Raw genomic sequence first — 19,305 nt, 5'->3', positions numbered from 1 at the left:
AGGGATGGGGCAAACACGAAAAACCCGCCTGGTCGGGGGACCAGGCGGGCTCGCACGGAGCGCGCGGGGACGGGGGGTGGGGAGCGCGCCCCGAACCTCGTTAAGCGCGGTAGACGTAGGCGCTGGAGACGTAGCCGACGCCGACGCCGTTCTGGCCGACCAGGATCCATTGGCCGTCGCTGGTGCGACCCAGGGCCTGGAAGGTCTCGCCGGCGACGACCGAGCCGACGCGCTGGCCGCGGGTCGAGGCCGAGGCGCGCAGGTTCAGGGTCGAGCGGGCGACGTACTTGCCGGTGATCTTGGTCATCGGCGCGGAGTCGACGTTGTGCGAGATCTTGATGCCGTTGCTGGTCTTGTAGGAGCCGCCGACGTCGTTCGAGGCCTGCTTCTTCTGCATGCTGCAGCCGACGTAGGAGCCGGCGCCCGCGCCGACGACGGCGCCGATGGCGGTGCCCGTGCCGCGGTCGTTCTTGGCCAGGTTCGAGCCGGCGACGGCGCCCAGCAGGCCGCCGATCACGGCGCCCGTTTCCTGCTTCTTGCCCGAGGCGTCGCAGCCGACGACGCCGCCCAGGCGCTGTTCGACGGCGTTGGCGGCCGGCGCGGCGGCCATGGTGAAGGCGGTGGCGGCGGCGGCGATGGTCAGGCCGATCGTCTTGCCCATCTTCTTGATGTCGGTGGTCTTTTGCATGGCGGTGGTCTTTCGTCCCGTGTGATTGGTTCGGAGCCGTCGGCCCCGTGAGACGCACCATCGCAGGCCGAAGCTGAACCGAGCCGTCAGGTCGTTCGACAGAATTCGTTCATGTTGGAATTTTTTCGAAATGGATCGCGCGCCGTTCCAGAAGTCGTGGTGCGCAAATTCACAACCTTTGGGGGTGTTGTTGAGTTAAGATGCTTTGATGGCGCGGCCCGCAACCCCGCGTCGGGGAAGGGGACCGACCCATGAGGAAGATCGCGATTGCGACGGCCGCGACCGTCGCGCTGTACGCCGGCCTGACCGGCTGCGACAAGGCGCCGGAAGCCACCGCGCCCAAGCCCGAGGCGCTGCTGGACGTGGCGGTGATCACGCCGGTGCCGCTGCCGACCACGGCGAACTATCCGGTGGCCGCCGCGACGATCAACGGCTGGATCGCCAACGCCGACACCGCCGCCATCCGCAACCACGCCTGGCAGATCTGGCAGGCCATGGCCCAGCCGTCGGGCCAGTCGTTCAACGGCCAGTCGCTGCCGATCTGGGAAACCTGGGCCGGCACCGACGACGTCTTCCCGCCCGCGCCGCCGGCGGGGGCCGCCGCCGCCGCGACGACCACGACGGTGGCCCAGCGCGTGGCCGCGCCGCGCAAGCTGCGCGTCTTCCAGCAGCCGAACCAGTTCCACCACGGCCGCGGCGGCATCACGCCGACCAAGTTCGACACCACGGTGACTTCGTTCAACAAGTTCAGCCCCGAGGCGGCGACCTTCCTGGACGCCTCGCACCCGGGGCCGGGCGGCGTCTCCTACCGCTACTCCAGCACCAGCGACATGCAGAAGCTGAACGCCTCCTGGCCGGCGGGCACGACGCCCCAGGATCGCGGCGTGCAGGACTTCCCGGTGCGTGGCATCGAGCTGAAGCCGGTGTTCGGCCTGGTCCACGCCAAGGGCCTGACCCCCCAGCCGCTGTGGCAAGGGCCGGCGGCCTCGACCAACGCCCAGAACCCCGAGCCCCAGACCTGGACCACCTGCGTGCTTGTGGCGCCGACCGGCCAGGGTCCGGTGCGTCCGGCCACCCCGCGCGAGATCGCCAGCATCCGCGACCCGGGCGCCTGCAAGACCTTCCTGTGGGCGCCGATGAGCACCTTCTACTCGGTCAAGCTCAGCGCCGCCGAGGCCCAGGACTACAACACCGCCAACGGCCTGACCGGCGCCGACGCGGCCGTGCCCGGCGACTTCGCCGTGCTGCAGGCCATGCACGTCAACAGCAAGGAAATCCCGTTCTGGACTTGGCAGACCTTCTGGTGGCAGCCGGGCGCCGACACGCCGAACGGTTTCCCCGGCAGCAAGCAGGGCCAGCCGGCCAGCCTGACCGGACCGTGGACCAACTACGCCACCTGCACCGCCTACGACCAGACGACCACGCAAGGCGGCTCGACCATGACCGTCTGCTTCAACCCCTATCTGGAGACCAGCACCGGCATCCCGGCCGGCATCACCTCCAACTGCATGAGCTGCCACGGGGTGGCGGTGATCACCGCCGGCAACGCGCCCTATCCGGCCAACTACAAGAAGCCGATCGCGTTCTTCAGCGACCCGCTCTACTTCACCACCAGCAACACCCACGCCGACTTCTCGTGGGCGCTGGCGAGCAATTCCGACCCGAACTGACGACACAGCGCCCGTCCCCTTCGGGGGGCGGGCGCACGCCTCCCCGATCCCCGATCCCCGCTCTCGCGCAACCGCATGCTGCGTTGCGGCATTGCTCGCAGGTGCGAAAGGGATCACAGTGCCGGAAAACATAAGTACGGCGCAGGGGAGTTAGAGCATGGCCGACGCGGTCGCCCGGGAATCCACGTCCCTGATCCTTCCTGGCCTGACGGGCCTGCTGCGCGAGGCGGCGACCTGCGCCCAGACCTTCGTCGCCGAGGCCCGGCCCGCGGTGAAGGCCGCCATAGCCGGCGCCGACGGCAGGATCGACCGCAAGCTCGCCGACGCCCAGCAGCACGCCGTGCACGGTTTTGGCTGGTACGCCGCCTATGCCGAACTGATGAACCAGGTCGCCGGCTGGGCCGAGCGGCTGGAGACCGAGGGGCGTTTCGGCGAGATCGAGGCCCTGCTGGCCCAGCTCCTGTTCTCCGAGTACGCCGCCCAGCTGATCGGCGGCGTGCCGATGAACCAGGGCGAGATCGTCCGCCCCGCCCACCTGGTCACCGACCGCGCGGTGATGAACCGCCTGTTCTCGAACGGCATCATGAAGCTGATGGTCGAGGGCGGCACGCAGGCGGTGAAGACCCGCATCGCCCAGCGCCTGGCCGAAGCCAAGGGCCGACCGACCCTGGAGCATACCGGTCTGGACGAGACCTTCGAGATGATCCGCGACCAGTTCCACGCCTTCGCCGAGGAGAAGGTCACGCCTTTCGCCCACGAGTGGCACCTGAAGGACCAGCTGATCCCGATCGAGCTGGTTCAGGAGCTGGGCGAACTTGGCGTCTTCGGCCTGACCATCCCCGAGGAGTACGGCGGCAGCGGCATGGGCAAGACCGCCATGTGCGTGGTGTCCGAAGAGCTGTCGCGCGCCTGGATCGGCGTAGGCTCGCTGGCCACGCGATCGGAAATCGCCGGCGAGCTGATCCTGACCGGCGGGACCGAAGACCAGAAGCAGTACTGGCTGCCCAGGATCGCCAGCGCCGAGATCCTGCCGACCGCGGTGTTCACCGAGCCGAACACCGGCTCGGACCTGGGGTCCTTGCGCACCCGCGCGGTGCTGGAGGGCGACGCCTACGTGGTGACCGGGAACAAGACCTGGATCACCCACGCCGCCCGCGCCGACGTCATGACCCTGCTGGTGCGCACCGATCCGGCGACCAGCGACTATCGCGGCCTCTCCATGCTGCTGGCTCCCAAGCCGCGCGGCGTCGAGGGCGACGACTTCCCGGCCCCGGGCATGAGCGGCGGCGAGATCGGCGTCATCGGCTATCGCGGCATGAAGGAGTACGAGCTGGGCTTCGACGGCTTTTCCGTGCCGGCCGGAAACCTGCTGGGCGGCGCGCCCGGCCATGGGTTCAAGCAACTGATGGCCACCTTCGAGAGCGCCCGCATCCAGACGGCGGCGCGGGCGGTGGGCGTGGCCCAGGCGGCGCTGGAGGTCGGCCTGTCCTATGCGCTCGACCGCAAGCAGTTCGGCGACGCGATCTTCGCCTTCCCCCGGGTGCACAACAAGCTGGCGATGATGGCCGCCGAGATCATGGGCGTGCGCCAGCTGACCTATTTCGCCGCCCGCCAGAAGGACGAGGGCAAGCGCTGCGACCTGGAGGCCGGCATGGCCAAGCTGGTCGCCGCCCGCGTGGCCTGGGCCGCCGCCGACAACGCCCTGCAGATCCACGGCGGCAACGGCTTCGCCATGGAATATGCGGCGAGCCGGCTGTTGGCCGACGCCCGCATCCTGAACATCTTCGAGGGGGCCGGCGAGATCCAGGCCCAGGTCATCGCCCGGCGCCTGCTGGAGGACGCCAACTAGTCCAGCGTCGTGCGGTAGCGGGCCATGGCCGCGCCGGCGATCACCACCACGAACAGCGCCAGGGCGCCGAGGCTGGGCCACAGGGCCACGACGTCGAGGCCCTTGAGCAGGGCGCCGCGCACCACCCGCAGGAAGTGGGTCACCGGGATCACGCTGCCCAGGGCCTGGGCCCAGTCGGGCATGCCGCGGAACGGAAACATGAAGCCCGACAGCAGGATCGACGGCATCATGTAGAAGAACGACATCTGCATGGCCTGCAACTGGGTCCGCGCCACGGTCGAGATCAGGAAGCCCAGGGCCAGCGAGCCGACAATGAACAGCAGGACGCCCAGGCCAAGGGCGATCCAGCCGCCGGCCATCGGCACGGCGAACAGCACCCGGGCGAGGATCAGGATCACCGCCGTCTGGATCAGGCCGACCACGACATAGGGCGCCAGCTTGCCGATCATCACCTCGATGGGGCGGGCGGGCGTGGCCAGCAGGCTTTCCATCGTGCCGCGCTCGTACTCGCGGGTGACGCCCAGGGCGGTCATCATCACAAGGGTCATCGACAGGATCACGCCCAGCAGGCCCGGCACGATGTTGTAGGCGGTGACGGCCTCGGGATTGTAGCGACGGTGGATCACCACCTCGAACGGATCGGCGCCGGGCCTGGCCGCCGCGCCGACGAGATCGCGCGACAGGGCCGTGCGCGGCAGGCTGGCCAGGGCGGCGATGGCCCCGCCGGTGGCGGCCGGATCGGAGGCGTCGGCCTCGACCAGGATCTGGGCCCCGTCGCCGCGCACCACGCGCCGGGTGAAGTCGGCGGGGATGGTCAGGGCGAACTGCACCTCGCCCCGCGCCACGGCTTCGTCCAACTCGGCCGGCGAGGACGCGGTGCGAACGATCTCGAAATAGCCGCTGTTGACCAGGGCCGACAGGGTCGAGCGGGCCATCGGCCCCTGGTCCTGCACTAGCACCGCCGTGGGCAGGTCGCGCGGGTCGCTGTTGATGGCGTAGCCGAACAGCAGCAGCTGCACGATCGGCATGACCAGGATCATGGCGTAGGTCAGCCGGTCGCGGGTGAGCTGGATGAACTCCTTGATCAGCACCGCCAGGATGCGCGCGCCGGACAGGCCTCCCCTGCGCTCAGCGGCTCCGCTCATTGGAAATTGTCCGACGACTGGCTCATCAGCCGGATGAACACGTCCTCCAGCGTCGGCTGGACCTCGGTCCAGGTCACCGGCGGCTTGCGATAGGGGGCGATGGCGGCCTCCAGCGCGGCGCGGTCGACGCCGCTGACGTGCAGGGCCGCGCCGAACGGGGCGGCCATGGCCACGCCCGGCGCCGTGGCCAGGTCCCGCGCCAGCCGGTCGGCTCCCGGCCCCTCGCCGCGGAAGGTGACGAGGCCCGAGCGGGCGATGACCTCGTCGGCCGTGCCCCGCGCCATCAGCCGGCCGTAGGCGATATAGGTGATGTCGTGGCAGCGCTCGGCCTCGTCCATGTAGTGGGTCGAGACCATGACGGTCAGCCCCTCGGCCGACAGGGCGTGGATCTCGTCCCAGAACTCGCGGCGGGCCTTGGGATCGACCCCCGCGGTCGGCTCGTCGAGCAGCAGCAGCCTTGGGCCGTGCATGATGCTGGCGGCCAGGGCCAGGCGCTGCTTCCAGCCGCCCGACAGGCTGCCGGCCAGCTGCTTGCGGCGGGCGGTCAGGCCCAGGCGCTCGAGGCTCTCGGCCACCCGCGCGCGGCGGCGATCCAGCTCGTGCACGCGGGCGACGAAGTCGAGGTTCTCCTCGATCGACAGGTCCTCGTAGAGCGAGAACTTCTGGGTCATGTAGCCGGTCTGGCGCTTGACCGCCTCGGCTTCCTTGCGGAAGTCCAGGCCCAGAACCTCGCCCTCGCCGCTGTCGGGGGTGAGCAGGCCGCACAGCATGCGCAGGGTGGTGGTCTTGCCCGAGCCGTTGGGGCCCAGGAACCCGGTGATGCGGCCCTTCTCGACCTGGATCGACACGTCCTGCACCACGTGGCGCGGGCCGAAACTCTTGTTCAGCCCCGAGACGTCGACCGCCAGGTCGGTCACTTGCCCGCCTCCAGCGGCGCGACGTCGACCGGCAGGCCCGGCGCCAGGGGCGCGCCGGGCGCGGGCCGGGCCTCGACCAGGAACACCAGCCGCTGGCGCGTCTCGCGGCTGTAGATCACCGGCGGGGTGAACTCGGCGCGCGGGCTGACATAGTTGATCCTCGCCGAGCGCTCGGCCCCGCAGCCATCGCACGAGAACCGCACCTGCGCGCCCACGCGGTAGCGGGCGATCTCGGCCTCGGGCACGAAGAAGCGCAGGCGCACGCGCTCGTCGGCCAGCAGCGCCACGACCGGCTGGTTGGCCGAGGCCCATTCGCCGGGCTGGTAGAAGACGTCCTGCACCAGGGCCGAAGCCGGCGCCTTGGGGCTGATCTGGTCGAGGCGGTCCTGGGCGGCGGCCAGGGCCTGGCGGGCCGAGGCGACGGCCGCGCCAGCGGCGGCCACCGTGTCCGGACGCTGGCCCAGTGTTCCGACGGTCTTGCGGCGGGCGACGGCGACGGCGTAGGCGCGGGCGGTGTCGCGGGCGGCGCGGGCCTGGTCCAGCCGGGCGGGGGCGTAGATGCCCCTGGCGACCAGAGGGGCGATGCGGTCGTAGTCGGCCTGGGCCTGTCGCACCGCCGCTTCGGCGGCCGCGCGCTCGGCGTCGAACACCGCCAGCTCCTGCGGACGCTGGCCCTTCTCGGCGTCGCGCTGCTGGGCCCGCGCCGTCTCCAGCTGGGCGGCGGCCTGGTCGCGGGCGGCGGTCAGCTGGGCCGCGTCGAGGGCGAACAGCGGCTGGCCGGCCTTCACCCGGTCGCCGCGTTGCACGGAAACGACGCTGACCGGCCCGGCCGACGCGGCGGCCACATACAGGGTCTCGCCCTCGACATAGCCCGACAGCCGGCGGGGGCGGTGGGCGTCGGGGCCCAGCAGCCGCCAGCCCACGAAGCCGGCGACGCCGAGCCCGATCACGACGGCTGCGATGCGGACGGCGGGCTTCATGCCCCGGCCTCCGCGCGCGGGGTCAGGCCCAGCAGCACGGTGTCGGCGTGCTGGCGGACCAGGGCCTCCAGGTCCATGGCCGGGGCGCCGACGGGGACGAAGGTCTCCTTCCAGATCACACCCATCAGGATCGGGCCGACGATGCTGAAGGCGTAGAGGCGCGGGTCGCCCGGCGCGACCTCGCCGCGCGCCTGGGCGCGGGCGATGGCGCCGCTCATCAGCGTCAAGGCGCGGCTGACCACCTCGTCGTGCCAGACGCGGGCCAGTTCGGGGAAGTTGCGTGACTCGCCGATCACCAGCTTGGCCACCGCGCCCAGGCGCGAGGTCCCGATCAGTTGGACGATGCGGGAAAAGACCATCCGCAGCAGGTCGGGGAAGGGCAGGGTCGCCTGGGCCAGCACCGCCTCGACCATGTCGAGATTGGGCGCGACGGCCTCGCGCACCACGGCGCGGAAGATGTCGTCCTTGGTCTCGAAATAGAGATAGAGCGCGCCCTTGGAGATGCCGGCCTTGGCGGCGATCTCGTCCAGCCTGGCGCCGGCGAAGCCGCGCTCGGCGAAGACCTCCAGCGCGGCCTGGACGATCTCGCCCGGCCGCGCCTCGCTGCGCCGTCGCCATTTGGGCGGGCCTGGCTGCATGATCCACGCCTTCTCAATATATAACTGACCGGAAAGTTATATACTAACGCTGTGGATAACTCAAGCGGGAGCAACCGGCAAGGCAAAAGCCGCCTCCCATCGGGAAGGCGGCTTTCGGTATCGTTGAATGGAGGCGGCGTCGCGCCGCTCTAGCGCGGCGTCCAGCCGGCGGCGATCAGGGCGACCTGTTTGTCCATGGCCGCCGACATCTCCTGGGCGCCGGCGCCGCGGGCGGCGGCCATGCGGTAGTTGGAGGCGTAGCAGGCCTTCAGCACTTCCACGGTCAGGCCCAGATCGAGGTCGCCGCGCACGTCGCCGCGCGCCACGCCGTCGTGCAGCACCTGCTCGAGCATGTCCGACAGCCGCTCGTTACGGCCGTAGGGGGTCACCCCCGGGTCGTTGCTCGGGCTGTAGGAGGCGGCGATGTGGGCCAGGAACAGCCGCACCCGCCGGGTCTCGAACTCGTAGTGGATGGCGAAGATCGAGCACAGCCGATCGGCCGTGGAGCCGCGCAGGAACGGCAGCACCCGGTCGAATTCGGCATAGAGGTCGCCGAGGCGCCGCTCCATCACGTGGCTGAGAACCTCGGCCTTGGACGCAAAGGTCGTGAAGACGCTGCCCACGGACACGCCCGCCCGTTCGGCGATGGCGCGGATCGTGGTCTCTTCGTAACCGGTCTCGTTGAACAGGTCTCGCGCGGCTTCGAGCACGCGCTCGCGCGTCGCCTGTTTCTGTTCGTCGCGTACGCCCACGCAGTTCCCCCTCCGGACACGCAGCGCTGATTTCAAAACATCGAAACGCGCGCCCGACCCCAACGGGCGCTCGTCTCGTTCTTATTGTCGTTGACCTGGACGACCGGGGGACGATCCGCCCCCCGGCGGAACCGTCCTCAGGCGCGCACGCCGGCGAGGATCAGCTTCAGCTGTTCACGCAGGTGAGCCACCAGGTTTTCGACCGTCCAGCCGTCGTAGACGGCGCGGCGGTAGTTGGCGACATACACGTCCCAAGCGATCTCGGCCACGAGTTTCGCGTCGACGTCGGCCTTCAGTTCGCCGGCCTGCACGCCGCGCTCCAGGGCGTCGGTGATCAGGGCGAACAGGTGCTTGATATCGGTGCGGGCGCGCTTTTCGGCGGCGTCCGAACGGGTCCAGCTGACGGCGATGCTGGCTTGCAGCAGCGGCAGTTGTTCCAGGTGGAAGCTGTAGGCCACGCCGAACAGGCCCAGCAGGGCGTCGGCGACGGTTTCGCCTTCGCGGGCGGCCTGCTTCATCTGGGCGTAGATGACTTCGTAGTCGGCGGTCAGGATCTCGTCGAACAGTTCCGACTTGTCCGAGAAGCTGGCGAACACCGCGCCGGTCGACATGCCGGCGGCCTGGGCGATGTCACGGATCGTGGCGCCCTCGTAGCCGCGCTCGCTGAACAGGCGGCGGGCGGCCGACAGGACGCGCTCGCGGGTGCGCTGCTTGGCGAGCGCCCGGCGGGTCAGCTTCACCGGGGTTTCGGAACCGGACTCGATGTTGACGGAAACAAAGCTCATGCGGCGGCCTCCAGGCGGGCGAGCGCGGCTTCGGCGCGCTTCTCAAATTCGATGCAGTACTCGTCGACGACGTTTTGCAGGACGTCGGCGTAGCGGCGGGCGAGATCGCGCCCATCCTGGGCGGCGTCTCGAAGGTCGATGATCAGTTGACGGACTTCCGCGAGGGCTTCGTCCCTCTCGGATGGGGCCGCGGCGAGCCGTGCGCTCTGCGACATGATTTCTCTCTCCAGGCCGGCCGCGGGAACAAACTGCGCTGAACGATCCGCGGCTTGGCGTCGATCATGTTCAACGAACGCGCACTGTGAATTCAGGTGGGGCCGTCTACCCTTGTGTGCAAGGGAATTCAACCCACAAATCGTGCCAAAATCGATCAACCTTGGCTGAAAAACGTTCTATGGTAGCGCTGCTCATCCGTCGATGCGGCAAATGCGCTCAACGAACACACTCGGCGAACGTGTTTTGCGATTTTGAGGCGAGCGGGGCGGCGCTGGCGTTCGCCAAACGAGAGGCCTAGGTTGGCGTGCATGGCCAACCTGTTCCAAATCGCCATCCCCGTCGCCCTGTTCGCCGTGCTGGCGACGCTGTGCGTGGGGATCTACGCCCTCTTCCGCGGCGGCGACTTCGGCCGCTCCTATTCCAACCGGCTGATGCGCCTGCGCGTGGTGCTGCAGTTCGTCGCCGTGCTGGTCCTGGTGGCCGCTTTCTGGTGGAGCCACCGGTAAAGCTGTAGCCGGCTGATTTTGCAGCTTTGTTTCAGGAGATAACGGCGTGGTCGTGCTCAACCGCATCTATACGCGCACGGGCGACAAGGGCTCGACCCGGCTGTCGACGGGCGAGCCGGTCAGCAAGGCCTCCCTGCGGGTCGAGGCCTATGGCGGCGTCGACGAGACCAACGCCTTCATCGGCGTGGCCCGCCAGCACGCCGGCGGCGACCCCGAGCTCGACGCCATGCTCGAGCGGATCCAGAACGACCTCTTCGATCTGGGCGCGGATCTGGCCACCCCCGAGCAGAACGAAAAGCCGGAATGGGAGCCGCTGCGCGTGGTCGAGGGCCAGGTCGAGCGGCTGGAGGCCGAGATCGACCTGATTAACGAGCGCCTGTCGCCCCTGACCTCGTTCGTGCTGCCGGCGGGGTCTCCCCTGTCGGCCGCCCTGCACGTGGCCCGCACCGTCTGCCGCCGGGCCGAGCGCACCTGCGTGGCCCTGGCCGCGACCGAGGGCGAGATCGTCGGCCAGCCGGCGCTGAAATATCTCAATCGCCTGTCGGACCTCTTGTTCGTGGCCGCGAGGCGCGCCAACTCCAACGGCGCGAGCGACGTGCTGTGGAAGCCCGGCGCGACGCGATAGGACCTCTTCGATGCGCATCGGCCTCCTGGAAACGGGCGAACCGCCCGAAAGCCTGATTTCGGACTACGGCCGCTATGGCGGCATGTTCCAGCGCCTGCTGGGGCCCGGCCACGACTACACGACCTTCGACGTCCAGGCCGGGGCGCTGCCCAAGGCCATCGACGCCTGCGACGCCTATGTCGTCACCGGCAGTTCGGCCGGGGTCTATGACGACCTGCCGTGGATCGATCCGTTGAAGGGCTTCCTGGCCACCGCCCGTGACCAGGTTCCGCTGGTGGGCGTGTGCTTCGGCCACCAGGTGATGGCCGAGGCCTTCGGCGGCAGCGCGGTGAAGTCCGACAAGGGCTGGGGCATCGGCCTGCAGAGCTATTCGGTCGCCAACGCCGCGCCCTGGATGGACGACGTGGCCCATGTCAGCGCGCCCGGCTCGCACCAGGACCAGGTCGTTGCTCTGGCGCCGGGCGGCCAGGTGCTGGCCGGCAGCGACTTCACCCCGTTCGGCGTGCTGGCCTATGGCGACAAGGCCATCTCGATGCAGTTCCACCCCGAGTTCGACCCGGCCTACGCCACGGCCCTGATCGAAAGCCGGCGCGGCACGCGGTTTTCCGAGGAACAGGCCGACGCGGCCGTGGCCTCGCTGGCCGCGCCCAACGACAGCAACCGCATCGCCGGCTGGATCGATAGCTTCTTGCGGAAAGCAACCAAGGCCTGACTTGGCCGTTGCGGCTGAGCAAGCGGGAGAACAACGCCATGCGTCTCGCCACCGTGATGCTCGCCGTCGGCCTGACGCTTGCGGGCGGCGCCGTGATCGCCATGACCCAGGGCGCGGCCGGCCCCGCGCCCGCCGCTGCGCCGGCGCAGGGCCTCAAGACCGTCGCCAGCTTCCAGTCGATCAAGGACCCGGCCGCCCGCTCGGTCGCCCTGTTCGCCGAGGCCGGCAAGGTGATCCAGAGCCCGCGCTGCCTGAACTGCCACCCGGTCGAGCGCGCGCCGACCCAGGGCGACGACCTGCATCCGCACAATCCGCCGATGGTCGCCGGCCAGAGCGGCCATGGTCCCACCGGCATGCCCTGCCTGTCGTGCCACGGTCCGGCCAACGTCAAGACCTTCGGCCAGCAGGTAAAGAGCATCCCCGGCGATCCGCACTGGGCCCTGGCCCCGGCCGAGATGGCCTGGCAGGGCAAGTCGCTGGGGGCGATCTGCGCCCAGCTGAAGGACCCGGCCCGCAACGGCGGCAAGACCCTGGCCCAGATCCACGAGCACATGGCTCGCGACCACCTGGTCGGCTGGGGCTGGAACCCGGGCGAGGGCCGCAAGCCCGCGCCGGGCACGCAAGGCCAGTTCGGCGAGATCATCAAGGCCTGGATCGACACCGGGGCGAAGTGCCCCAAGGCGTGATCGGGAGCCGCGCGAGTGGCGGCATGCCGCCCGTTGGTGCAGGATGGCCGGCATGGCCAAGCTTTCGCCGCACCCTCTAGTCTGGATGGATCCCGATCGGCGCTGGCTGTACCGAGCCGTTCTCGTGCTGACGGATCGACGATCCTCGCCCCTCCGCTGGAGGGTGGCGCGCCACGCCCTGCTCGAAGACCTCGAAATCCATGACGATCCCTTCCAGGGGGCGAACGCCTGGATCCGGAGCGACGAGCTCGACCTGGTGGTCCGGCTGGGCGAACTGCTGGCCGGCGACGCCGATCCTGGTCAGGTGAGGGCGGTCGCCGGAGCACTACGAGCCCGACTCGAAAGCAACGGGCCAGGGCGCACAGCGCACATCGGGCCCTAGACAACCCGCAACCGGCCTGACCAATATCCCGCCCAATGACAACGTTGGCATTACCAGCGTTGCGGGACAGGGAGAGGCGGATGCGGCAGGTGTTCGAGCGCGTTCTGGCGGCCGCGGCCGTGCTGGTCATGGCCGCGTCGGCGGCGCAGGCGGGGCCGACCCTGACCCGGGCCGACCGGCGCGACGGCCAGGACCTGTCGGGAACCTGGAACTACTCGGTCGACCCCTATCGTGACGGCGTCGCCGGCTTCCACCGCGGCCCGCCCGGGACCGGCCACCGCCGCTACGACGACAGCGACGTCGAGCAGGTGACCCGCGCCGATCCCAAGGCGCTCTACGAATATGACATGCAGCGCTCGCCGACCGCGACCCTGCCGGCCTCATGGCTGACCCACGCGCCAGAGATGCGCCACTACCAGGGTCTGGTCTGGTACCAGCGGCGGTTCGATACGCCGGCGCTGAAGCCCGGCCAGCGGGCCTTCCTGCGCTTCGAGGCCGCCAACTACACCGCCAAGGTCTATCTGAACGGCCAGGCCGTGGGCGAGCACGAGGGCGGATTCACGCCCTTCTCCTTCGAGGTGACCAAGCTTCTGCGGGCCGGCCAGAACCAGGTGACGGTCGGCGTCGACTCCACCCCCGCCGTCGACGGCGCCCCGCCGCCGGTCACCGACTGGGAGACCTATGGCGGCATCACCCGGCCGGTGCGGCTGGTGATCACGCCCGCCACCTTCGTCGACGAGGCCTGGGTGCGCCTGACCCGCGACGGCAAGACGATCGCCGCAGACGTGCGCCTGGACGGTCCGGCCGCCGCCGGCCAAGCGGTCAGCGTCAAGGTCGCCGGGCTGAATCTGACCCTCTCCGGCCAGGCCGGTTCGGACGGCGTGGCCAGGTTGTCGGCCCCCGCGCCCAAGGGCCTCAAGCGCTGGGCGCCGGGCGCGCCCGCGCTCTATGACGTCCGCGTCGAGGCCGGCGACGACGTGCTGACCGACCGTGTCGGCTTCCGCACCGTCGAGGTGCGTGGCGGCGAGATCCTGGTCAACGGCAAGCCGGTGTTCCTGCGCGGCATCTGCCTGCACGAGGAGGAGCTGGGCGAGAACCCGGCTCGCACCATCACCGAGGCCTCCGCCCACGCCCTGCTGGCCGAGGCCCGCGACGGCCTGCACGCCAACTTCGTGCGCCTGGCCCACTATCCGCATTCTGAGGTGACCACGCGCCTGGCCGACGAGATGGGCCTGCTGGTCTGGAGCGAGATCCCGATCTACTGGCTGGTCGATTTTAGCAACGCCCGCACCCTGAGGCTGGCGCGCGACATGCTGGCCGACTCCATTCGCCGCGACCGCAACCGAGCCTCCATCGTGCTGTGGAGCGTGGCCAACGAGACCCCGATCAGCGACGCCCGCAACGCCTTCCTGGGGACCCTGGCCGACGACGTCCGCGCGCTCGACGACACGCGCCTCGTCACCGCTGCCCTGCTGGCCGACCGCAAGATCGAGGGCGGCAGGCAGGTGATGGGCGTCGACGATCCGCTGGCCGCCAAGCTCGACGTGCTGGCGGTCAACACCTATGCCGGCTGGTACTCCGACGACGGCCTGGACGCGGTGGCCAGGATCGCCTGGCGGCCCACCGACAAGCCGATGGTGTTCTCCGAGTTCGGCGCCGACGCCCTGGCCGGGTTCAGCGACCCGGCCCTGATGCGCAAGTTCTCCGAGGACTTCCAGGCCCGCTACTACGTCCAGACCCTGGCCATGGCCGCCAACGCGCCGTCCTTGCGCGGCATGTCGCCCTGGATCCTCAAGGACTTCCGCTCGCCCCGTCGCCAGCACCCGGTCTACCAGCAGGGCTGGAACCGCAAGGGCCTGATCTCGCCCGCCGGCCGGCGCAAGGCCGCCTTCAAGGTGCTGGCCGACTACTACGAAAAGCTGGCGGGGGAGGGACGGTAGGTTATCTGGCGCTTACCTATCCGCCCGTCATTCCCGCCCTTGTGGCGGGAACCCCTGGTTCCGCTCGCACGGGAAGCGCAAGCGGACTGCCGAGCAGTCCGCCCCATCCGCCCTTGCGGCTTACAGAGGGGTTCCCGCCACAAGGGCGGGAATGACGGGAGAAGAGGGAGAGTAGTTCGCCCTACAGCCGCGCCGCCAGGGCCGCCATCTGGTCGGCGGCGATCCCCCAGCCTTCGTGGAAGCCCATCTGCTCGTGCATGGCCTTGTCCTCGGCGGTCCAGTGGCGGGCGATGGCGGTGTATCGGGTCTTGCCCCCGCCCAGGTCCTCGAAGCGGACGATGCCGACCATGAACGGCTTGTCGGAGGGGACCCAGGCGCTCGTGAAGGCGTCGGTGAAGACGATCAGCTGGTTCTCGACCACCTCCAGATAGACGCCGCGGTTGGGCATCTCCTCGCCGTTCGGACCGCTCATGACGATCAGGCTGTTTCCGCCGGTGCGCACGTCCATCTGCGCGTGGCTGACGCGCCAGGGCGGCGGGCAGAACCACTCGGGCAGCAGCTCGGGCGTGGTCCAGCACTTGAAGAGCTTCTCGGCCGGCTGGTCGATGATCCGGGTCAGGACCAGTTCGTGGGCGGCGGCGTCGAGAGCCATGGCGTTTCTCCGTATGGTTGGAAGCAGTGTTCGGCCCAAGGACGCGGGAGGTCGACCCGTCCCGACACCGCCCCGCGCATTTTTTCGAAGCCGGTTGACCCGCTTCCTCCCCGGGGCCACTGTGCCGGCAATTCAAACAAACGTTTAGGGAGCGCGCCGTGAGCCTCTTCGACCTTTCCGGCAAGGTGGCCATCATCACCGGTTCCTCGCGTGGCATCGGCAAGGCCATCGCCGAGCGCATGGCCGAGCACGGCGCCAAGGTGGTGATCTCGTCGCGCAAGGCCGGTCCCTGCGAGGAAGTGGCTGCGGCGCTCAACGACAGGCACGGCGCGGGAACCGCGATCGCCGTGCCGGCCAACATCGCCTCGAAGGAGGACCTGCAGCGCCTGGTCGACGAGACCCGCGCCGCCTTCGGGCGCGTCGACGTCTGCGTCTGCAACGCCGCCAGCAATCCCTATTACGGCCCCCTGGCCGGGATCAGCGACGACCAGTTCCGCAAGATCCTCGACAACAACATCATCAGCAATCATTGGCTGATCTCGATGGTCGCGCCGGAGATGCGCGAGCGCAAGGACGGCGCTATCGTCATCGTCAGCTCGATCGGCGGCCTGCGCGGCAACGCCATCATCGGGGCCTACAACATCTCCAAGGCCGCCGACTTCCAGCTGGCCCGCAACCTCGCTCACGAGTTCGGCCCCGACAACGTGCGGGTCAACTGCATCGCGCCGGGCCTGATCAAGACCGATTTCGCCAAGGCCCTGTGGGACGATCCCAAGACCCTCGAGCGGTCGACCGCCGGGGTGCCTCTGCGCCGGATTGGCGAGCCTGACGAGATCGCCGGGGCGGCGGTCTACCTCGCGTCAAGCGCGGGCAGTTTCATGACGGGGCAAGCATTGGTGGTGGACGGCGGGGCGACCATCTGAGGCGGGCTCCACCAGGGCGCGATAACGGCGGTTTTTGGTGCGGCCTAGGGACGCGCCCCGTCGGAAATTAACCGTCAGCATAAGAGGTTGCCGCTAGGAGATACGGGTCAATCGAGGACCCGCCGCTTGAAGCGCTTCCTGCCCCTGCTGCTCGCGCTCGTCGCCCTGGCCGGCGCGTCGCCGGCCCGCGCCGCGTCGCCGGACGTCGGCGGCCAGGCCAGCAAGCTGCAGACGCTCTATCGCGAGATCGGCGTCCAGCGGGCCGGACCCGCGCCGCGCGCCAACGAGGACGTCGAACGGGCGGGCCGCCGGGCCCTGCGCCAGCGCGGCGACACGCGCCTCTACGCCCTGTGGCGGGTGCTGTACGCCTACAAGAGCAACCACGTCGACCAGGCCTTCAAGGACTGGATCGCCACGGTGCGCGCCACGGCCCGCGCCGACGACGACGCCGAACTGACCACCCTGGCCGAGATGATGGAGGCCGCCTACGAACTGGAGACCCGCGGCCCGAGCGGTGTCGACGACGCCCGCTGGGCCCGGTTCCTCGAGGGCTCGGGGCGCGAGATCGGTCTGATGGCCGGCGTCGAGCGCATCCGCCTGCTGGCCCGCAGCGGCCGCTGGACCCAGGCCAGCCAGTTCGCCGGCGAGCTGTTCGAGGACCTGGAGGAGCGCGGCTCCATCGCCCGGCCGCTGCTGGCCGAGGCCCACCAGGTGCATTCCTACACGCTGTCGGAAATCGGCGACAAGGACGGCGCCCTGGACCACATGGCCGAGGCCGCGCGGCTGGACGAGCGCGACGCCTTCTACATGCGCAAGATCGAGCGGCTGTACGACATCGCCTACACCGCCGCCGAGCTGGGCGAGATCCAGGCCGCCGAGCGGTTCGCCGACATGCACCACCGCATGAGCGCGGCCACCGGCGACCAGGATCTGCTGACCTGGGACCAGAACCTGTGCGCGGTGATCGCCGACGCCCGCGACGATCCGCGCGCGGTGCTGCGCTGCCTGGTCGACGCGGGACCGGCCCTGGCCGCGCCACGCGACCGGGTGTCGGTGTCGATGCTGCGCCTGCGGGCCAAGGCCCTGGCCAGGACCGGCTATGCGGCCCGGGCGCGCGCGGATCTGGCCGTGCTCGACCAGGCGCCGCCGCGCGCCGCGCGTCCCGATCCCATCGGCCGCCTGCTGGTCGAGGCCTACATCGCCAACGCCGAGGGGCGCGGCAAGGACGCCTTCGCCCTGTTCGACCGCTGGCGCGCCACCCACGCCCGCGAGGCCAGCGCCACCCAGGCGGCCACCGCCGCCCAGATCTCGTCGGCTCTCGAGGCCGAGCTGCGCGCCAAGCGCAGCGAAAGCCGCCGCCTGACCGCCGAGGTCGAGCTGACCCGGCGCCTCGCCCAGGCCACCGGCGTCATCGCCGCCCTGATGGCCCTGCTGGTGGTCGGCGGGATCGCCTGGGCGCTCTACATGCGCCGGGCCCAGGCCAACCTGAAGGACGCCCGCGGCCGGGCCGAGGCCGCCAGCGACGCCAAGTCCTCGTTCCTGGCGGTGATGAGCCACGAGCTGCGCACGCCGCTGAACGGCATGCTGGGCATGGCCCAGGCCCTGCGCGCCGACGACCTGGGGTCCGGCCAGCGCGAGCAGGTCGACCTGCTGATCGATTCCGGCGAGACCCTGCTGGTGCTGCTGAACGACATCCTCGACCTATCCAAGATCGAGGCCGGCAAGCTCGAGATCGCCCCGACCGCCGGCGACCTGGTCCAGACGGTAAGCCGCCTCGTCAACGGCTTCCAGCCGACCGCGCGCGAGAAGGGCATCGTCCTGTCGTTCAACATCGACGGCGATCCGCCGCCGTGCCTGATGTTCGACGTGGTGCGGGTGCGCCAGTGCGTCGCCAACCTGGTGTCCAACGCCCTGAAGTTCACCAGCGAGGGCCGCGCCGAGGTGACCCTGGCCTGCGCTCTCGAGCCGAACAGCGGCCGCCAATCGGTACGGCTGACGGTCAGCGACACCGGCATCGGCATGAGTTCGGCCACGCTGGACAAGCTGTTCGGCGCATTCACCCAGGCCGACGCCTCCACCACCCGCAACTACGGCGGGTCGGGCCTGGGGCTTAACATCACCCGGCGGCTGGCCGAGCTGATGGGCGGTTCGGTCAATGTGCGCAGCCGCGAGGGCGAGGGCTCGCTGTTCACGCTGAGGTTCATGGCCGACGTGGCCGAGGCCCCGGCCATGGCGGTTCCGGCCGAGGCGCCGACGGCGGTGTTCGAGCTGGACGCCCTGACCTCGCTGGGCGGGCGGCGGGTGCTGGTGGTCGACGACCATCCGGTCAACCGCCGGGTCATCCGCCTGTTCCTCGAGCCGTTCGGCTGCGAGCTGGTCGAGGTCGAGAACGGCCAGGAGGCGCTGGCCGCCGTCGAGGCCGAGGCCTTCGACATCGTGCTGATGGACGTCAACATGCCGGTGATGGACGGCCTGGAGGCCACGCGCCGTCTGCGCGCCGATCCGCGTTGGCGCAACCTGCCGATCGTCGCCCTGACCGCCGACGTCATGAGCACCCAGATCCGCACCTGCCTGGAGGCGGGGATGGACGCCCACGTCGCCAAGCCGATCGACATGCGCAATCTCTTGACCATCCTGGCCCAGGTGGTGGTCGCCGCCCAGGCGCGCACGGCCGCGCGCGCGCGGAAGGTCGCGGCGGGCTGAGGTTTTCGGCCGGGATGACGATCCGCTATGCGGGCCCCGCCCTCGCGTCCTAGTCGATCTCGAAGGTGTCGGGCTGGCGCGGGGCGGCGGGCGCCGGGACCAGGGCGGGCGGCGGCGCGACCTTGGGCTCGTGGCTCAGCAGGGCGTTGACCCGCTTGGACAGGTCGGCGGCGGTGAACGGCTTGACGATGTAGCCGTTGGCGCCTTCGTTCAGGGCCAGCTTGACGGTGTCGATGTCGCCGCGGGCGGTGATCATCATCACCGGGGTGCGCAGCCTGCGGTGCTTGCGCATCAGCCTCAGCACCTCCAGCCCGCTCATGCCGGGCATCTGGATGTCGAGCAGGACGAGGTCGGCCCGAACGTGGCTGAGAGTTTCCAGGCCGATGGTTCCGTTCGGCGCGGCCGAGACGCGGTGGCCCGACTGGCTGAGCACCAGGTCGACGAAGTCGCGGATCAGGGGATCGTCGTCGATCACCAGGACGGAATGCGGCATCGGCGGGGACATCCAGAGTCTGCGCGTCGGGTAGCCGACCAAC

At 69.9% G+C, this 19,305-nt stretch carries 20 protein-coding genes and 1 pseudogene; 10 read left to right on the top strand and 11 right to left on the bottom strand.

Annotated elements, in window-relative coordinates:
- Window positions 1-100 precede the first annotated feature (100 nt).
- Window positions 101-688: an SH3 domain-containing protein gene (locus V6S85_RS21905; protein ID WP_116567078.1), complete on the bottom strand. Its 588-nt coding sequence runs from the start codon at window positions 686-688 to the stop codon at window positions 101-103.
- A gap of 251 nt (window positions 689-939) precedes the next feature.
- Between V6S85_RS21905 and V6S85_RS21900 the strand changes: the two genes are divergently transcribed.
- Together V6S85_RS21900 and V6S85_RS21895 are read left to right on the top strand one after the other, a co-directional pair.
- Window positions 940-2,358 (top strand): hypothetical protein, encoded by a 1,419-nt coding sequence (locus V6S85_RS21900; protein WP_116567080.1) that lies wholly within the window; start codon window positions 940-942, stop codon window positions 2,356-2,358.
- A gap of 157 nt (window positions 2,359-2,515) precedes the next feature.
- Entirely contained in the window at window positions 2,516-4,207 is a 1,692-nt protein-coding gene (locus V6S85_RS21895) for an acyl-CoA dehydrogenase family protein (protein ID WP_334350239.1), read from the top strand.
- Here the strand turns inward: V6S85_RS21895 and V6S85_RS21890 are convergent.
- From V6S85_RS21890 to V6S85_RS21860, 7 genes are all read right to left on the bottom strand, one after another.
- Window positions 4,204-5,352, bottom strand: coding sequence for an ABC transporter permease (locus tag V6S85_RS21890; RefSeq protein WP_334350238.1), 1,149 nt, complete (start codon window positions 5,350-5,352; stop codon window positions 4,204-4,206). The genes V6S85_RS21895 and V6S85_RS21890 overlap by 4 nt on opposite strands.
- Window positions 5,349-6,269: an ABC transporter ATP-binding protein gene (locus V6S85_RS21885; RefSeq protein ID WP_334350237.1), complete on the bottom strand. Its 921-nt coding sequence runs from the start codon at window positions 6,267-6,269 to the stop codon at window positions 5,349-5,351. The genes V6S85_RS21890 and V6S85_RS21885 overlap by 4 nt, the downstream gene beginning before the upstream one ends.
- Complete coding sequence (locus V6S85_RS21880) at window positions 6,266-7,249, bottom strand: HlyD family secretion protein (protein WP_334350236.1); 984 nt, start codon at window positions 7,247-7,249, stop codon at window positions 6,266-6,268. The genes V6S85_RS21885 and V6S85_RS21880 overlap by 4 nt, the downstream gene beginning before the upstream one ends.
- The gene (locus V6S85_RS21875; RefSeq protein WP_334350234.1) at window positions 7,246-7,887 is read right to left on the bottom strand and encodes a TetR/AcrR family transcriptional regulator; all 642 of its coding nucleotides are present in this window, start codon (window positions 7,885-7,887) and stop codon (window positions 7,246-7,248) included. Before V6S85_RS21875 ends, V6S85_RS21880 begins: the two co-directional genes overlap by 4 nt.
- A gap of 149 nt (window positions 7,888-8,036) precedes the next feature.
- Window positions 8,037-8,639: a TetR/AcrR family transcriptional regulator gene (locus V6S85_RS21870; RefSeq protein WP_116567092.1), complete on the bottom strand. Its 603-nt coding sequence runs from the start codon at window positions 8,637-8,639 to the stop codon at window positions 8,037-8,039.
- 137 nt (window positions 8,640-8,776) lie between these two features.
- The gene (locus V6S85_RS21865) at window positions 8,777-9,424 is read right to left on the bottom strand and encodes a TetR/AcrR family transcriptional regulator (RefSeq protein WP_058347781.1); all 648 of its coding nucleotides are present in this window, start codon (window positions 9,422-9,424) and stop codon (window positions 8,777-8,779) included.
- Window positions 9,421-9,639 carry a hypothetical protein gene (locus V6S85_RS21860; RefSeq protein WP_101717070.1) on the bottom strand — a complete coding sequence of 73 codons (219 nt, stop codon included), beginning with the start codon at window positions 9,637-9,639 and terminating at the stop codon, window positions 9,421-9,423. The genes V6S85_RS21865 and V6S85_RS21860 overlap by 4 nt, the downstream gene beginning before the upstream one ends.
- A 309-nt stretch (window positions 9,640-9,948) precedes the next feature.
- Here V6S85_RS21860 and V6S85_RS21855 point away from each other — a divergent pair, with 309 nt between their 5' ends.
- The 6 genes from V6S85_RS21855 (at window position 9,949) to V6S85_RS21830 (ending at window position 14,491) form a co-directional block, all read left to right on the top strand.
- Complete coding sequence (locus V6S85_RS21855) at window positions 9,949-10,146, top strand: twin transmembrane helix small protein (protein WP_101712735.1); 198 nt, start codon at window positions 9,949-9,951, stop codon at window positions 10,144-10,146.
- A gap of 46 nt (window positions 10,147-10,192) precedes the next feature.
- Complete coding sequence (locus V6S85_RS21850; RefSeq protein WP_334350232.1) at window positions 10,193-10,771, top strand: cob(I)yrinic acid a,c-diamide adenosyltransferase; 579 nt, start codon at window positions 10,193-10,195, stop codon at window positions 10,769-10,771.
- 10 nt (window positions 10,772-10,781) lie between these two features.
- Window positions 10,782-11,483, top strand: a complete 702-nt coding sequence (locus V6S85_RS21845) for a type 1 glutamine amidotransferase (RefSeq protein WP_334350231.1) — start codon at window positions 10,782-10,784, stop codon at window positions 11,481-11,483.
- A 38-nt stretch (window positions 11,484-11,521) separates the two neighbouring features.
- The gene (locus tag V6S85_RS21840) at window positions 11,522-12,169 is read left to right on the top strand and encodes an Isoquinoline 1-oxidoreductase subunit (protein ID WP_334350230.1); all 648 of its coding nucleotides are present in this window, start codon (window positions 11,522-11,524) and stop codon (window positions 12,167-12,169) included.
- 52 nt (window positions 12,170-12,221) lie between these two features.
- Window positions 12,222-12,551, top strand: a complete 330-nt coding sequence (locus tag V6S85_RS21835) for a hypothetical protein (protein ID WP_334350229.1) — start codon at window positions 12,222-12,224, stop codon at window positions 12,549-12,551.
- A gap of 80 nt (window positions 12,552-12,631) precedes the next feature.
- Complete coding sequence (locus V6S85_RS21830; protein WP_334350228.1) at window positions 12,632-14,491, top strand: glycoside hydrolase family 2 protein; 1,860 nt, start codon at window positions 12,632-12,634, stop codon at window positions 14,489-14,491.
- Between the two features lie 19 nt (window positions 14,492-14,510).
- Here the strand turns inward: V6S85_RS21830 and V6S85_RS21825 are convergent.
- Together V6S85_RS21825 and V6S85_RS21820 are read right to left on the bottom strand one after the other, a co-directional pair.
- Window positions 14,511-14,652: pseudogene (locus tag V6S85_RS21825) on the bottom strand (hypothetical protein); the annotation flags it as partial.
- Window positions 14,653-14,672: 20 nt separating this feature from the next.
- Entirely contained in the window at window positions 14,673-15,143 is a 471-nt protein-coding gene (locus V6S85_RS21820; protein ID WP_334350227.1) for an SRPBCC family protein, read from the bottom strand.
- Between the two features lie 158 nt (window positions 15,144-15,301).
- Between V6S85_RS21820 and V6S85_RS21815 the strand changes: the two genes are divergently transcribed.
- Window positions 15,302-16,066: an SDR family oxidoreductase gene (locus tag V6S85_RS21815; RefSeq protein WP_334350226.1), complete on the top strand. Its 765-nt coding sequence runs from the start codon at window positions 15,302-15,304 to the stop codon at window positions 16,064-16,066.
- A gap of 126 nt (window positions 16,067-16,192) precedes the next feature.
- Window positions 16,193-18,769, top strand: a complete 2,577-nt coding sequence (locus V6S85_RS21810; RefSeq protein ID WP_334350225.1) for a hybrid sensor histidine kinase/response regulator — start codon at window positions 16,193-16,195, stop codon at window positions 18,767-18,769.
- A gap of 49 nt (window positions 18,770-18,818) precedes the next feature.
- Here the strand turns inward: V6S85_RS21810 and V6S85_RS21805 are convergent, their stop codons facing one another.
- Window positions 18,819-19,262, bottom strand: a complete 444-nt coding sequence (locus V6S85_RS21805; protein WP_334350224.1) for a response regulator transcription factor — start codon at window positions 19,260-19,262, stop codon at window positions 18,819-18,821.
- Window positions 19,263-19,305: the final 43 nt, after the last annotated feature.

This window comes from Caulobacter sp. CCNWLW153, from assembly GCF_036889365.1.
Classification (GTDB): domain Bacteria; phylum Pseudomonadota; class Alphaproteobacteria; order Caulobacterales; family Caulobacteraceae; genus Caulobacter; species Caulobacter radicis.
Note: the sequence above shows the minus strand (reverse complement) of the source record. Positions and strands in the feature narration are given on the sequence as shown.